We start from the raw sequence: 14734 nt of genomic DNA, 5'->3' as shown, positions 1-14734 counted from the left end.
AGAAGTTTCGGATTTTACTTATTTTGCGGAATTCTTGTTTCAGTAAGTAAGTGGACGTTAAAAATTGTCGTTATGACAAAGCAAGATAAAGCTTCTCTGGTCTTTAGGTTTCACTAGCAAGCAGCGGCCCAGAATATTTGTTGATACACTATTTGAAGAAACCACAAATAATCACGGCAGTTAAAACTGCCTGAGTTGATTTTCCTCCCTGGGCTAAAGCCACAGGGCTTTCAATCTTCCAAGAGGTTTACGTGAATCAATCTTATATAAATCGTAAGTTAACCCAAATACTGGGTATTGTTTTGGGTATGGCAATAGCCTTATGGATACTCAGAGGTTTGGGGATTCTCACTTTTATTCCTGGTGGTGTGATTTGGCTATTACTGTTGGGAGCGATCGCACTAGGGGTTTTTAGTTACTTTCAACGAAGATGGTGGCGTTTCTAGTATCTGTCATCAACTCCCCGCTGTTCACAGCGAGGAGTCAGCATTATTTACCGACAACTACGGTATTTAATGTGATAAACTAAACCACGGTGGGCGAGATCAAAGGAGTCAACGGTCGCCATTCCTGAACCATTAGCGATCATTGCCGCATTCACCCGCATATTTACACTATCTCCACAGCGTGACCAGACATCACCCACCGTCACTAATTTATCTCGAACGTTGTAGTCCGTTTCACCTCTAAATGTCCTAGAAAAAACAGGGCCACGCTGACCTGCAAAAAAGTATTCTGCTCTTAGTTTCCCAGTTGTGCCGGGAGCAACATAGCCACGATAATCAGCATCGTAGAGGGAAATTTGAAAGCCTTGAGGTACTTTAATGGGAATACTCAGATTACAGCTTTTGCGTGTTTCTGCTGATTTATTACCCAGAGCGACAAATTGATCAAATAAAATACTGAGTTCTTGACCATCGGGACTAACGTTTACACTAGCAGATCCTTCAGGGCAACCATTACCACCATATTCTGCACCTACAATTTTAACTTTGTCGTTAGAAAAAGCAGGCCCAATAGAAGCCGTCATCAGTGTGGCCGCAGCCAGAGAAACTTGTACAAACTTGATAGATGTATTCTTGAAATTTTGATGATTCATAACCAATGTGTCTTGACTATTGTCAGTGGTGTTAAGTTCCAAACTTTCAAACTAAAGTTGTTGCCATCACAACCTTATGAATATTCAAGACTAAGATTCAGGTGAATTTGATTCCCTCAAAACTAAATTAGTAAACAAACTTAACCTTTTTCTAATAACCCATATTCTGCATTCTCAATTGTTATATTCTCATGAAATGACTACTATATTTAGTACATAAAAACTACAAAAAACCAGATTTCAGGAAGGATAAATGAAAAAAAATCTTATTAATTTGGCATGAAGAACTCAATAGTGTTTCATCTCTAAATAATCTAAAACCAATCTCAGCAAAGACTTGATCATAAACAGAACCTAAAAAAAGAGATTTTCAATCTACAGAAAAAGGTGAAAATATTTATTCCTATCAAACTATAATTAATAAGAAAACATACATTTTTGGAATAATCATGTTTTAAACTTTTTCAACTAATTATTGAGGTGCATAAAAATGACCAAATATATATGTACAACCTGCGGCTATGTATATGACCCGGAAGTAGGCGACCCTGATGGTGGTATAGAACCAGGAACAGCCTTTGAAGATATCCCAGATGACTGGGCTAGTAACTGAATCAAAATATCTATCTAAATCTACTCATATCTGATTAAATAAGAAACTATCATGACGAGATGAGTAAGTTTAATGGTTCATTTGTGACATCAATAAAAATTTCTGGCTGAATACCTAGCTGATAAGGAGATTACAATGGTTAAACAGACATAAATTGATTGGTTCAAGTAATTGGAAAAAAGCCCAAATAAAAATAGCTAGGTTACATAGAAAGATAGCCAATATCAGAAAAGATACATTACATAAATTAACTACACTATTAACCAAAAACCACGGTGTGATAGTAATAGAGGATTTGAATGTATCAGGGATGTTAGCTAATCATAAACTAGCCAAGGCAATTTCTGATATGGGGTTTTATGAGTTTAGAAGACAATTAGAGTACAAATGTCAACTGTACGGTTCAAAATTAGTTATTGTTGATAGATGGTTTCCTAGTTCTAAAACCTGCTCTGATTGTGGTGTAAAAAAAGAAATTCTCTCATTAAGTGAAAGAGTGTTTAAGTGTGATAGCTGTGGGTTTGAATGTGACAGGGATTTAAACGCAGCTATTAATCTTTCAAAAGCTGTCAGTTAGGCAGTGTTAGCCTGTGGACTGAGTAGTGCCGACACTTTCAGGGTGAAACAGGAAGTAAACGACACTCAAAAATCAGCCTGTCAGTAGATAGGTAGACTTGAGTAGGTTTTATATAGCGGTGTGTCCAGTTTGTGGTGCAGTCAAAGCAGATTTTGAAATAATAGAAGATTTAGAAATAACCGCTAACAAATTGACATCCTCCCCACCTTACTTCGTTGAGGGGAGGGGCATTCGGTGGCTTATGGTAAAGTAGGTGTTATTGAAAGATTGTTGAAGTTGTTACCGTTGCAAATTGTAGTTATTGGTGGTGGTGCTGCTGGTTTCTTTGGTGCGATCGCTTGTGCCGAAGCTAATCCTCAAGCCCAAGTTACTTTGATTGAAGCTAGTCGTCAACCACTGGCGAAAGTCCTTATTTCTGGTGGAGGACGTTGTAACGTCACTCACGCTTGTTTTTCTGCTGAAGAGTTAGTCCTCAATTATCCCAGGGGTGGTAAAGCCTTGCGGGGTGCTTTTACTCGTTTTCAACCCTTAGACACCGTAGCGTGGTTTGCTGCTCATGGTGTAAATTTGAAAACTGAAGCTGATGGGCGAATGTTTCCCATTACAGATCGTTCAGAAACCATTGCTGAATGTCTGATTAAAGCTGCATTTACAGCTGGGCTAAAACTTAATATTGGTACACCTGTAATTTCTGTGCAGCGACAGAATGAGGGCTTTGAAATTATCTTCAAATCGGGAGAAACTCAATACTGCGATCGCCTACTTTTAGCTACAGGTAGTAGCGTGATGGGTTACAAAATCGCTAAAGAATTAGGTCATCATCTGGAAACGCCTGTTCCTTCACTGTTTACGTTCAACATTGCTGACCCTGCGTTTCGAGCATTAGCAGGAATTAGTGTTAATCCTGTCAATCTGCGTTTATCAGTTGCAGGTAAAACCGTTTTACAACAAACAGGCCCTTTACTAATTACCCATTGGGGTGTCAGTGGCCCAGCAGTTCTCAAACTTTCCGCTTGGGGCGCAAGAATTCTCCATGATACCCGCTATCAAGGAAAATTATATATTAATTGGTTGCCGAATTTGTCACAAGAACAAGTTAAGCAAAGGCTGTTAGGTATAAAAGAAGAATGGGGGAAAAAAGCGATCGCTCTCCATCGTGGTGTTGACTTACCTCATCGTCTGTGGCAATACATTATCAGTCGCATTAATATCACCGCTGAAGACCGTTGGGCGGAAATGTCCAGCAAAACTTTAAATCAGCTAGTTCAAGAAATTTCTCATGGAGAATATTTAATTAGCGGTAAAGGAGCCTTCAAGGAAGAATTTGTTACCTGTGGTGGGGTTAGCCTCAAAGAAGTTAACTTTAAAACCATGGAAAGTAAGCTGATTCCTGGTTTACATTTTGCTGGTGAAATTTTGGATATTGATGGTATAACCGGTGGCTTTAATTTTCAAAGTGCTTGGACAACCGCTTATTTAGCTGGTCAAAGCATGGGAAGTATTGAGTAATTGAGAAGATTGTGGGAAAAGAAAAGTATTGGGAAATGCAGTAATGACAAAAGGAAAAATTCTGATATTTTGGACACAACCCTTTTGATCAATTCTGAATATTTAATTATGAAATTCAGCGAAATCGCTAGTAAATTAACCGACACTATTAAAGCTCACAGTCTCACCGCTAACCCAGAACAAGATCCAGAAATTACTGGAGTTGCAGCCATAGATGAAGCTATAGAAGGTACTATCAGCTATGTTGAAGGGGGAAAATTTGCCTCTTTTATCAATTCCACAAATGCCACTGCTTTAATTTTACCTCTGGATGAGAAACTACACACTCAAGCCACAGAAAAGGGAATAGCCTGGTTAGCAACGACCGAACCAAGATTATTATTTGCTCAAGCGATCGCTCTTTTTTATCAACCATATCGACCCAGTGCAGAAATTCACCCTAGCGCCGTGATTCACCCCACCGCTAAAATCGGGGATGATGTTTATATTGGCGCTCATGTCGTCATTCAACCAGGGGTAGAAATTGGTAACAGTACAATTATCCATCCCAATGTAGTAATTTATCCAGAAGCCAAAATTGGCGATCGCACCATCTTACACGCTAACTGCACCATTCACGAACGAACCATCATCGGTGCAGACTGCGTAATTCATAGCGGTGCTGTCATCGGTGCAGAGGGTTTTGGCTTCGTACCCACCCGCACAGGTTGGTTAAAAATGGAACAATCTGGCTGCACAGTCTTAGAAGATGGAGTAGAAGTTGGTTGTAATACAGCCATAGACCGTCCCGCAGTGGGAGAAACCAGAGTCGGACGTAATACTAAAATAGATAACTTAGTACAAATTGGTCATGGTTGCCAAATTGGTGCTGGTTGTGCGATCGCCGGTCAAGCAGGTATGGCCGGAGGAGTAAAAGTTGGAAACCGAGTCATTTTAGCCGGACAAACAGGAATAGCCAATCAAGTCAAAATTGGAGATGGTGCGATCGCATCTGCTCAAGCCGGCATTCACAGCAATGTCGCACCAGGGGAAATAGTTTCAGGCTCTCCAGCAATGCCACACAAACTATATCTCAAAGTATCTGCTATCTATAGCCGCATTCCAGACATATATCAATCTGTCAAACAATTACAACGTCAACTAGGACAAAAATAAGAATTAACTACCTCTAGCTTCACCTCAGCTAGAGGTTAGAAGATCAATTTATCTTTCTTAACTATGTTGCAAAAACTCAACTTTAGGTATTAAAGGATCATTCACCATTCCCACACCAGCAAAACCCCAACGTTTCAACAAACTTCCCACCTGTGTACCAGGAATAGATTCTACAGTCAAACGATTTGCTAAATCACCAGCATGAGTATTCAAATAACTCAGAGCATCAAAATCTTCTTTAAACAATAATAAGTATCCTGATTTATCATTATCAACTCGTGCGGTGAGATACTTACCATCTGTTCTTGACCGAATAATATAATAAACTTCAGAAAGCATAGGATTGACAATTGGTAATTGGTAATTAATTGGTAATTGGTAAATAAATCTCCCCTGCTCCTCTGTACCTCTGCTCCTCTGCACCCCTGCACCCCTGCTCCCTATTTTCTAACTAATTTAAATCCTCTAATTTAATTCTTGGATCAGCAGCTTTTAACATCAAGTCAGCAATTAAATTACCAATAATCAATAAAACCGCACTCATCACCAAACTAGCCATTACTAAATATTGGTCTTTTGCTAATACAGCCTGTAAAGTCAACTTTCCTAAACCCGGCCAGTTGAAGAAATTTTCTGTAATAAACGCACCACTTAATAAACCTGCTAACTCAAAACCCAATAAAGTGATTAAAGGATTGATAGCATTTCGCAAAGCATGAACATAAATCACCCGGTCTTCTGGAAGTCCTTTAGCGCGGGCAGTTTGAATATAATCTTGGCGTAAAACATCCAATAATTGACCACGCATTATCCGTTGTAAACCAGCAAAGCTGGTAATACTTAAAGCAATTAAAGGTAAGATCATGTGCCAAACAATATCTAACATTTTACCCAGCCAATTTAGTTCAGCATGATCAATGCTAGTCATATTACCCACCGGAAACAGTGGGGTAGTAATTTGGGCTAAAAATAACAAAAATAAGGCACTAATAAAACTGGGAAAACCTTGTCCTGCATAGCTAAACACCTGTAAAATCTTGTCAGTAAGGCGATTTTGTTTAACAGCAGCGAGAATACCTAAAGGAATGGCGATCGCCCATGTTGTAATTAAAGAAGCGATCGCTAACAACAACGTCGCTGGTACTCGTTCCCACAACAATGAAGATACAGAACGTTGATAAACAAAACTTGTACCAAAATCACCTCTAGTAATAATTTGCCGCAACCACAACCAAAACTGTTCCGGCCAAGACTTATCTAAACCAAATTGTCGCCGTATTTCCTCAATTCGTTCCGGCGAAATTTTCGGGTTTTGTCGCAGAGTATCTACATAATCCCCCGGAGACAATTTCATGATAAAAAACGACAAAGCCGATGCTAGGAAAATCGTCAATAGCGCCTGCAATAATCGTTTGATCACATAAATAAAAGTCTCATCAGTGACTAGCTTAATTAGCCAATCTCGACCTGTCTCCAAGGAAATTTTTGTATTTGTCATTAGTCAGTTATCAGTTATCGCTGTTCACTGTTCACTATTATCTATTCTCTTTTACACTGTCACCTGTTACCTGTCACCTGTCACCTATTCCTAATATTCCACCAAAGAAATTATCGGTACATCCGGCAGATATTTCCGCCCTTGCAAATCCCGCAGTTCGATAATAAACCCAAATCCCACAAGTTCGCAGCCAATCTGCTGCACCAATTTAGCCGTAGCACTTGCAGTTCCACCAGTAGCAATCAAATCATCGACAATCAGAACCTTGCTACCTGGACTTAAAGCATCCTGATGTACTTCTAAGCTATCTGTACCATACTCTAGTTCATAATCAATACGATGAACTGCTGCTGGTAGTTTTCCTTTTTTGCGAACAGGAATAAAACCAGAACCCAATTTATAAGCCAGAGGTGCGCCAAAAATAAACCCCCGTGATTCCATACCCACAATGCAATCAGCCTGTATTTCCAATTCAATACATTTTTGTGCTAAAAAGTCAATCGTATAACGCAAACCATCTGGATCACGTAGTAGGGTAGTAATATCGCGAAATAAAATTCCAGGCTTAGGAAAATCTGGTATGTCACGAATCAGAGATTTTAAATCCATATTGGTCAGTAGATAGGGAATAGGGAATAGGGAATAGGGAATAGGGCGCAAAAGATAAGAGGCAAAATAAATCTTTCTCAGTCACCAGTCACCGATCCCCAATACCCTGGAAAATCGTACACTATAATGTCATGTCATGAAGATTATTGCTCTATGTTTCGTCAATCATTGACAATCACCAAGAATTTAACCCAAGCTAGAGAGGCATCTTCACTATTAACATAGGTAGGTAAATAGGTAAAATAAGGCCTTAAAAGTTCCATGACAGTACAGGGAAATCTTTGAATAACAAGAGTAAATATTGTATATATTAGGATGCTCGTACTACCAGAAGCCTAATTTCTGGTTTGGCTATCTATCTTAAAATTCCTTTCACTCAGTTTGTTGGAATAGCACAAGGTATTTTATAGAATGAATGTTTCCGCAAGTTTAACCCCGTTCGATTCTCCAACCCATGAAGCTATGCCCATGATTCTGGACACTTTACCAGATCCAGCGATCGCCGGACAGGGATGCCCACGTAGAACCACATTGCAAATTGACCTCATGTTACTGGCAATTGAAGCCTTAGAACTTGGTGGTTCTGAAGCTATTCTTGCTTTTGCCCAAGAATTAGACCTGACAAAAATTATTAAAAATCGGGTCAACTTATGGAGAATGCGCGCTTCTAACCCCTTGCGACGAGCGCATAGCCGCAGACCCTTAAGTGTCCTTGAAGCCAAAGCTTTAGTAGTAATTGCCTGTTACATAGCACGGCGTTTAACAGTTGTCATCCGTCAGATGCTGGGAATATATCAGCAATTGTCAGAAAAGCAAATTCCACTAGAACAAAATTTGCGTCTAGCTAACTACCTAGAAAGATTTAGAACGCATTTTAAAAGTCGGATGAATTCCAGACGTTCTGTTTTACTTACATTAAACTCTGACGAAAAATTAGATGAACTAGCTATAGATTTATTAGCAAAATTACTATTCTGCACTGGTACAGCTGGAATGCAGCGTTTCTGGATTTCTCTTTTTGACGGTGAAGTAGAATGAATATTCAACGTAAGTACAGTTTACCTAATTGCACGCTGCTCTTAGAAGGTTTAAGTGATGTCACCATATCCACCCACTTTCAAGAACTGCGGCCAGAACTATCGATCTTGGTTAATGCAGAATGCTATTTATCTAGTTATAGTCAGCCCATAGCCGGAGGGCGGGAATTTTTTGAAAGCTTAGTCAGAGCAGTAAGCGCCTATGCTCAGGAATTTTTAAGCAATGTACCCAATCCGCAAGCACACAACCGGGAGTCAGAATTAGTAGAATTACAAAAAATTGACACCAACCACCATAAATTGATTGTGCATTCCGAAATTCCCACCGGGGGTTTAGAATCTCAACCATCAAATGAAGCCAAACAGCCCACCATTCAAGTTGATTTGAATACTGTACAGCTGTTTGATTTAGTTGAAGCGGTAGATCAATTTTTTGCTGATACCCAAACATTACCAGAGTTATCACTGGAACTACAACCCGTCACCAGACGCTATGGTAGTTCTAGTCAAGGTGTTTTCAAACAAGTAGTACCTGCCAGTGTGGGCATCTCCAGTTTAGCTGTTGCGGCGATCGCTTTTAGCTTAATTCCTCCTCCCAAAGTACGTCCACCAGAACCTAAATCAGAGGAACAGACTAGCACAACAATACCCACAGCCTCACCAGTACCAACCATTGAAGCCGCATCCACAGCCTCACCAACACCAACCACATCAGCCTCACCAACAGCCTCAGCTACACCAACCACATCAGCCTCAGCTACACCGATAATTACAGATTTAGAAGCACTAGTAAATTCAGTTCCCGAAATTACTGACCCTTCCCAGCTACGAGCATTAAATCGCCAAGTTTATAACCAAATTCATCCAGTTTGGAGTAATCGTTCAGAATTTAAAGAAGATTTAATCTATCGTTTGGGTGTGGCTGCTGATGGTAGTATTATCGGTTACAAAGCTGTGAACAAAGGTTCTAATGAAGCAGTAGACAAAACTCCACTGCCGAAATTACTATACAATCCTGCTACCCGCAATATTACCAACGAACCGATCGCTCAATTCCGAGTAGTATTTACTAAACTAGGTGTATTGGAAGTCAGTCCTTGGCGAGGATATGTCAAAACACCACAAGTAATCGGTGAAAAAATCACAGACTCCAGTACAGTTAAAGATTTAAACCAAAAACTCTATAACACAATCCGCCAAAACTGGAGTGCTACACCAACTTTTTCCAAAGACTTGAAATATCGTGTAGCAGTAAACAAAGGTGGTGTCATCGCTGATTATGAACCACTCAACCAAGTAGCGTTTGACTTCTTCCGAGAAACACCTTTACCACAGATGTTTCAATCAGTGTACGGTTCAAACCTAGCTGCTCCTAACAACAAAGAAGCACTCGCCCACTTCCAAGTAATCTTTAAGCCTAACGGTACACTGGAAGTCAAACCTTGGGAGGGATACAGGTAAAGTCAAAAGTCAAAAGTCAAAAGTCAAAATTATAAAACTAATGACTAATGACTAATCACCAATTTATTTGGTGATTTTCCGCATATAATTTCCCCATAACTGGGCGGCTTGGGCGCTGCTACCAGATGTGGGGGAATTATTGTCATTTCCTAACCAAATACCAGTTACAAGTTGCTGACTGGGAATAAAACCAATAAACCACAAGTCAACGTTTTTATCAGTTGTACCAGTTTTACCCGCTTCTTCTCCTAGTCCAATAGATGCGCTACGACCAGTACCCCTGGAAACGACACCCTGCATTAAACCAATCATTTTATCGGCTACATCTGTCTTCAGAACTCGTTTATTACCATCTGGATCTTGGTCAAAAGAGTAGATGACACGGCAGGTTTTTAAATCCTTACGATCTTCACAATCACTACTATCTAAAATCCTGCTAATAGCATGGGGTGGATTCCATACTCCACGATTACCAATAGCGCCAAAAGCACCAGTCATTTCTAAAACATTGACTACACTTTGACCCAGAACTAAACCAGGAACGGGATCAAGTGAAGATTTGACCCCCAAACGCTGCGCCATTTCCACTACTTTATTTAGTCCCACGTCTTTGGCAACTCTTAAAGCAATGGGGTTTTCTGAAAGTGCTAAACCTGTGGCTATATCTAAACTCCCACCACTTCCAGACCGACAGGGTTTGTATGTAAAACCTTGCCAAGTTAAAGGAGCGCAAGAATAACTTCTGGATGATGATATCCCTTGTTCAAGTGCAGCGGTGTAAGCAAAAATTTTGAAGGTTGAACCTGGTTGTCTTTGGGCTTGAACAGCACGATTGAATTGGCTTTTTTTGTAATCAGTTCCCCCTACCATTGCTAAGATGCTTCCAGTTCTGGAGTCTAAGGTAACAAGAGACCCTTGGGAAAACCGAAAGCTTGAACCAGAGTTAGCAACTGAATTTCGCAGTGATGATTCTGCTTGAGCTTGAATGGCTGGATCTAACTGAGTTTCAATTATGTAGTTACCTTCTCTTGCTGCTCCTTCTCCTAAAATTGATTCCAGTTCTTGAAAGACGTAATTATAAAAGTAAGGGGCGATCGTGTTGGCTTGCCTTTCGCAAACTTTAGGACTAACTTGAACGGTGGAACGTCTGGCTCGGTTGGCATCTTCGGTGCTGATTTTGCCCATTTCCAACATCCGCTTAACAACACGATTGCGGTAATCGGCTGCTCCCAGTTTTTTGGGTCCATCTCCACAAAAATCGAAGGCGTTGGGAGCCGGTAAAATTCCTACTAAGGTTGCTGCTTCGGCAAGAGTTAATTCTTTGGCGGATTTATCAAAGTAATATTTAGCGGCATCCTCAAAGCCAGAAGTATCTCCCCCTAAAAATACTCGATTTAAGTAGGTCAGCAAAATATCATCTTTGCTATAAAAGGTTTCTAACTTCAATGAAACAACGGCTTCGCGGACTTTCCTCCCCAAGGAATCTTGTCTACCTACATATTCGCGGAATAAACTGCGGGCAACTTGCTGAGTAACTGTACTAGCTCCTTGCTGTACGTCACCTGTGCGGCTATTAATTAATACGGCTCGTAAAATTCCTAATGGGTCAACCCCAAAGTGCCAGTAATAACGACTGTCTTCTGAAGCGACTACAGCCACAGGTAGGTAGGGTCCAAAATCTGATAATTGTTTGAGGTCTACGTGAGCAATATTTCGGGGTTCTCGCAGGGGAGTAGAACCATCACGGGCGTAAACGACTACAGGGGCGCGTGTGGCTGTCGGGAGAGGTCTGACAGCAAATTTCGTCCATTCCAGCCCAATTGCTAGGGCTAATAAGGCGCTGACACCGCCAACACCATAAAGTCCCCATGTTGCTGCTTTGATGTACCAGGCGGGAGGATCGACGTATTGCAATCGAACAGAAGCAGCTAGTTCTGGGGGTCCTAAGGTGAAAACATCACCATGACGTAGTTCTAGGGAAGTGACTCGTCGCTTGCCTAGATAAATGCCGTTGGTGGAATTTTCATCTTTGATGGTGAAAGTGGGAGTCAGTTGGCTGGAATCCCGCGACAAGGATAGGTGAATTTGGCTGACAACAGGGTTACGGACGACGATATCGCTGGATTTGGAACTACGCCCCAGTATATAGCGATCGCCCAATAAGGGATATATTTCCGCTTTGTCCGCCCCCGCATCTTGCACCCAGAGTTCCGGTACTTTGGCATTGGGCTTGAGCGCCAGTTTGGAAAAATCAACCCTAGCTTGAATCGTGTTTACTGCTTGTGTCAGTTGACCAAGTAACGTTTGTGGCTTTTGAGGCGGTTGGGGGGAACTCATCGGCTATATCACATCACAGCTGTTAGTTAAGACAAAATCTCGCGGATCGTAATTTTAATGCTAGTCTGACACCATTTTACTCACAAGCCAAAAATAAATTCTTTGTACTGAATTTTTATAGTCATTGCTTATACAATAGTATATTTAATACTTAAATTTAATTTGTGATCTAGGACACCTATTCATAAGTACAAAAAATTATTATTAATCTCATCAAATGCTGATTTTCTTGAATATCTAAATAGTCATACAAGTTTAACTTCTATATTTACTTTTGTATTGTTCAAAACAATTCTCAACTTTACAAAAGATTTAAATATTACAACCACCAAATTTCCATACTACTAAACAAAAAATTTTACATCTACATTTAGGCAGATTTTGTCTAATAAATAGTTTGATTTAATTAGCGAAGTGTTCCGTTGACCTTGAGGTTAATTTCAGAATGAAGGGAAAATCTCTGACCCTGATTGGTACAGTCATGACTTTGGCACTTACCACCAATGTTGCTATGGCTGAATCTAGTAAATCCCTACTCTCCGAATCGAGTGACTCATCTATTGGTTCACCAACGGAAATTAAAATGTCCCCTGAAGGGATGGAAATTCTCTGCAACCATTTCCCCCTTAATTCCCGTTGTCCAGGAGGCATACCGCTTGATGCTAGGATTGGTACTGTCCCTGCATCTCCTGCATCTGTAGAAACTACTCCTGTAGAAAGTTCTACTACTCCTAGCACTACAACAGATCCAGCAGCGTCATCTCCTGTTCCTGAGAATTCCAGCCAGTCAACACCACTACCAGAAGCTCCTTCTTCTGTTGAACCTGGTAATTCAGATAAAACTACCACTGAAAAAGGTACAAATTCTTCTGAGCAAGTTCCCGCAACTATATTACCACAAACTTCTCCGTCTGGTACTTAACTGTGATATCTAGTCCGGTTAAATACTTACAGCAGGGAGCAGGTAATAAGTTATGGGAAATGGGGTTGAAAATCTTTTGGTATATGGCTTTGTTTTTCAATTTTACAACTCTGACAACCTGGAATCTACTGTAAAAATATAAGTTTGGACTGGTAATTGATAATTGGTAATTGGTGAAACTAATTACTAACTAGACCAAATTTAGGGTGAGAAATTAGCCGGACTTGATATTAGTTGTTTACAGTAGCATGAAGCTTAACAGCAGTCAGCATGAATACTACGTTGACAGTTAATTAACAGATTATCAAAACATTACCACTAACATCTTCTCTATCATTGAATCAATGGATTTTTGTATTGCAAGAATACCTTTGTTTCAGTGATAGAGATTTTAAATTTTTGGCATTACTTGAAGAGGCAGGAGGCAGGAGGCAGGAGGCAGGAGTCAGGAGTATGGCTAACGTCACGCTATGCCTACGGTACACTACGTGAACGCTATCAGGAGTCAGGAGTTCAGGAGTCAGAAGAACGAAGAACGAATTAATTTTTACCCTGCTCCTCTGCTCCCCTGCTCCCCTGCTCCCCTGCTCCCCTGCTCCCCTGCTCCCTCATCTTCCCTAAACCCTACAACCCTTTTATCATCTATAGCTAGAAGAAGTTGGCGTTTTTGGGAAGGAAGCAATTAACAGACAAAAAATACCAATACTAATAAAAGAATCAGCCATATTAAATACAGCAAAGTTAATTAGGCGAAAATCGAGAAAATCAACCACATAGCCTAAGAAAAATCTATCAATACCATTACCCATAGCTCCACTTAAAATCAAACCATAACCTAACTGCTCCCACAAGTTTAAAACAGGACCAAAGGATGCGATCGCTATTAACACTAAACTTACACCCAAGGATAACCAGCGCAACCACTCTACTTTTCCACTTAATAAACTAAAAGCTGCTCCAGTGTTTGTAACATAGGTAAAGTGAAATATTCCTGGTAATAGTGGGAGTGTCTGTCCCAAAACAAAGGTTTTCACTACCCAATATTTTGTTAATTGGTCTATCACAAAAGCGACACAGGCAACAATCCAAAAGAGGCGATTTTTTAAACGCATGGTAAGTTAGTCAATTAGTCATTAGTCATTAGTCATTAGTCATTGGTCGTTTGACAACTAACATCTGACGATTGACTAATAAAACATTATATGTCGTAGTACATAAGCTACTATAGTGACAGCACAAACTACAACTAGTTGTCCTGGTAATGACAACCAGGAATATTTAACAATAGCTTGGATTAAAGGTAGATTTTCTCCAACTCTCCAAGGGAAAAGATAACTGATCATCAAGTAAGCTATGCCACAGATGTGTACGGTGAACAAGCCGCATAAACAGCTAAAAGCTAGAGTTTCTATACGAGGTCTAGCTTTAAAGGCAAAATAGCCACAAATCCAAGCTCCCGGAATAAAGCCGAGCAAATAGCCAAACTGAGATAGCTTAACATAACCTATACCACCTCCTTCGGCAAATACAGGTAATAATGTTAATCCCATGACTAAATAAGCAATTTGGGAAAGCGCACCAGCATTTTTGCCTCCTAAACAACCCACCAACAGCACCGCACCGATTTGATAACTAACACCTAATGAAAAGGTTTTAATTCCTTGCTGACTCCAATTCCAAGGTAAGGTAGTGCCATAGGCTTCTAGGAACGTGCCACCCATTGTTAGGAGTAAGCCAATCATGGACCATAGTAATTGATTGGAAGCAGCAAACATTTATTAGGCAATAGGGAAAAGGCCAAAGGAAACACCAACCAGTATAAGCTAAGGATGAAAAATGAAAAGTCAGGTTTGAGAGATGCTTGTTTGTATCGGTTATGGAGGCAATTAGCTTAGAATCTATGGACAATAATTTCTT

13 protein-coding genes and 2 pseudogenes are annotated in these 14734 nt (G+C 40.3%); 8 read left to right on the top strand and 7 right to left on the bottom strand.

Annotated elements, in window-relative coordinates; translation table 11 throughout:
* The first annotated feature begins 251 nt into the window (after window positions 1-251).
* A complete protein-coding gene (locus ACLLO5_RS06000; protein WP_413174572.1) occupies window positions 252-446 on the top strand; it encodes a hypothetical protein in 195 nt (64 codons plus the stop codon).
* 47 nt (window positions 447-493) lie between these two features.
* Here ACLLO5_RS06000 and ACLLO5_RS05995 read toward each other — a convergent pair whose 3' ends face one another.
* The gene (locus tag ACLLO5_RS05995; RefSeq protein WP_413174571.1) at window positions 494-1099 is read right to left on the bottom strand and encodes a DUF4360 domain-containing protein; all 606 of its coding nucleotides are present in this window, start codon (window positions 1097-1099) and stop codon (window positions 494-496) included.
* A gap of 490 nt (window positions 1100-1589) precedes the next feature.
* Here ACLLO5_RS05995 and ACLLO5_RS05990 point away from each other — a divergent pair.
* From ACLLO5_RS05990 to lpxD, 4 genes and pseudogenes are all read left to right on the top strand, one after another.
* A pseudogene (locus ACLLO5_RS05990) lies at window positions 1590-1700 on the top strand (rubredoxin); the annotation flags it as partial.
* Between the two features lie 133 nt (window positions 1701-1833).
* Window positions 1834-2289, top strand: a pseudogene (locus tag ACLLO5_RS05985) (RNA-guided endonuclease InsQ/TnpB family protein); the annotation flags it as partial.
* Window positions 2290-2565: 276 nt separating this feature from the next.
* Window positions 2566-3798 carry an NAD(P)/FAD-dependent oxidoreductase gene (locus ACLLO5_RS05980; RefSeq protein WP_413176019.1) on the top strand — a complete coding sequence of 411 codons (1233 nt, stop codon included), beginning with the start codon at window positions 2566-2568 and terminating at the stop codon, window positions 3796-3798.
* A gap of 108 nt (window positions 3799-3906) precedes the next feature.
* Complete coding sequence (gene lpxD / locus ACLLO5_RS05975; protein ID WP_413174570.1) at window positions 3907-4953, top strand: UDP-3-O-(3-hydroxymyristoyl)glucosamine N-acyltransferase; 1047 nt, start codon at window positions 3907-3909, stop codon at window positions 4951-4953.
* 57 nt (window positions 4954-5010) lie between these two features.
* Here the strand turns inward: lpxD and ACLLO5_RS05970 are convergent, their stop codons facing one another.
* The 3 genes from ACLLO5_RS05970 to ACLLO5_RS05960 form a co-directional block, all read right to left on the bottom strand.
* The gene (locus tag ACLLO5_RS05970) at window positions 5011-5292 is read right to left on the bottom strand and encodes a hypothetical protein (RefSeq protein ID WP_413176018.1); all 282 of its coding nucleotides are present in this window, start codon (window positions 5290-5292) and stop codon (window positions 5011-5013) included.
* A gap of 112 nt (window positions 5293-5404) precedes the next feature.
* The gene (locus ACLLO5_RS05965) at window positions 5405-6451 is read right to left on the bottom strand and encodes an ABC transporter permease (protein ID WP_413174569.1); all 1047 of its coding nucleotides are present in this window, start codon (window positions 6449-6451) and stop codon (window positions 5405-5407) included.
* Window positions 6452-6541: 90 nt separating this feature from the next.
* On the bottom strand, window positions 6542-7060 hold the full coding sequence (locus ACLLO5_RS05960; RefSeq protein ID WP_413174568.1) for an adenine phosphoribosyltransferase: 519 nt from the start codon (window positions 7058-7060) through the stop codon (window positions 6542-6544).
* A 411-nt stretch (window positions 7061-7471) separates the two neighbouring features.
* Between ACLLO5_RS05960 and ACLLO5_RS05955 the strand changes: the two genes are divergently transcribed.
* Together ACLLO5_RS05955 and ACLLO5_RS05950 are read left to right on the top strand one after the other, a co-directional pair.
* A complete protein-coding gene (locus ACLLO5_RS05955) occupies window positions 7472-8098 on the top strand; it encodes a DUF3038 domain-containing protein (protein ID WP_413174567.1) in 627 nt (208 codons plus the stop codon).
* Entirely contained in the window at window positions 8095-9558 is a 1464-nt protein-coding gene (locus ACLLO5_RS05950; protein WP_413174566.1) for a DUF4335 domain-containing protein, read from the top strand. The genes ACLLO5_RS05955 and ACLLO5_RS05950 overlap by 4 nt, the downstream gene beginning before the upstream one ends.
* A gap of 63 nt (window positions 9559-9621) precedes the next feature.
* On the opposite strand, the gene ACLLO5_RS05945 is transcribed toward ACLLO5_RS05950, so the two are convergent.
* Window positions 9622-11895, bottom strand: a complete 2274-nt coding sequence (locus ACLLO5_RS05945) for a transglycosylase domain-containing protein (protein ID WP_413174565.1) — start codon at window positions 11893-11895, stop codon at window positions 9622-9624.
* A 445-nt stretch (window positions 11896-12340) separates the two neighbouring features.
* Between ACLLO5_RS05945 and ACLLO5_RS05940 the strand changes: the two genes are divergently transcribed.
* Window positions 12341-12817, top strand: a complete 477-nt coding sequence (locus ACLLO5_RS05940; RefSeq protein ID WP_413174564.1) for a hypothetical protein — start codon at window positions 12341-12343, stop codon at window positions 12815-12817.
* Between the two features lie 638 nt (window positions 12818-13455).
* Here the strand turns inward: ACLLO5_RS05940 and lspA are convergent.
* Together lspA and ACLLO5_RS05930 are read right to left on the bottom strand one after the other, a co-directional pair.
* The gene (lspA, locus tag ACLLO5_RS05935) at window positions 13456-13929 is read right to left on the bottom strand and encodes a signal peptidase II (RefSeq protein WP_413174563.1); all 474 of its coding nucleotides are present in this window, start codon (window positions 13927-13929) and stop codon (window positions 13456-13458) included.
* 75 nt (window positions 13930-14004) lie between these two features.
* A complete protein-coding gene (locus tag ACLLO5_RS05930) occupies window positions 14005-14592 on the bottom strand; it encodes a biotin transporter BioY (protein ID WP_413174562.1) in 588 nt (195 codons plus the stop codon).
* Window positions 14593-14734: the final 142 nt, after the last annotated feature.

It is taken from the genome of Anabaena azotica SJ-1, assembly GCF_047275885.1.
Lineage (GTDB): Bacteria > Cyanobacteriota > Cyanobacteriia > Cyanobacteriales > Nostocaceae > Trichormus_B > Trichormus_B azotica_A.
Note: the sequence above shows the minus strand (reverse complement) of the source record. Positions and strands in the feature narration are given on the sequence as shown.

Bases quoted from the DNA above. Each gene is read 5' to 3' on its own strand.
- ACLLO5_RS05995 (WP_413174571.1), bottom strand. From the start codon at position 1,099: ATGAATCATCAAAATTTCAAGAATACATCTATCAAGTTTGTACAAGTT.
- lpxD (WP_413174570.1), top strand. From the start codon at position 3,907: ATGAAATTCAGCGAAATCGCTAGTAAATTAACCGACACTATTAAAGCT.
- ACLLO5_RS05970 (WP_413176018.1), bottom strand. From the start codon at position 5,292: ATGCTTTCTGAAGTTTATTATATTATTCGGTCAAGAACAGATGGTAAG.
- ACLLO5_RS05965 (WP_413174569.1), bottom strand. From the start codon at position 6,451: ATGACAAATACAAAAATTTCCTTGGAGACAGGTCGAGATTGGCTAATT.
- ACLLO5_RS05960 (WP_413174568.1), bottom strand. From the start codon at position 7,060: ATGGATTTAAAATCTCTGATTCGTGACATACCAGATTTTCCTAAGCCT.
- ACLLO5_RS05955 (WP_413174567.1), top strand. From the start codon at position 7,472: ATGAATGTTTCCGCAAGTTTAACCCCGTTCGATTCTCCAACCCATGAA.
- ACLLO5_RS05950 (WP_413174566.1), top strand. From the start codon at position 8,095: ATGAATATTCAACGTAAGTACAGTTTACCTAATTGCACGCTGCTCTTA.
- ACLLO5_RS05945 (WP_413174565.1), bottom strand. From the start codon at position 11,895: ATGAGTTCCCCCCAACCGCCTCAAAAGCCACAAACGTTACTTGGTCAA.
- ACLLO5_RS05940 (WP_413174564.1), top strand. From the start codon at position 12,341: ATGAAGGGAAAATCTCTGACCCTGATTGGTACAGTCATGACTTTGGCA.
- lspA (WP_413174563.1), bottom strand. From the start codon at position 13,929: ATGCGTTTAAAAAATCGCCTCTTTTGGATTGTTGCCTGTGTCGCTTTT.
- ACLLO5_RS05930 (WP_413174562.1), bottom strand. From the start codon at position 14,592: ATGTTTGCTGCTTCCAATCAATTACTATGGTCCATGATTGGCTTACTC.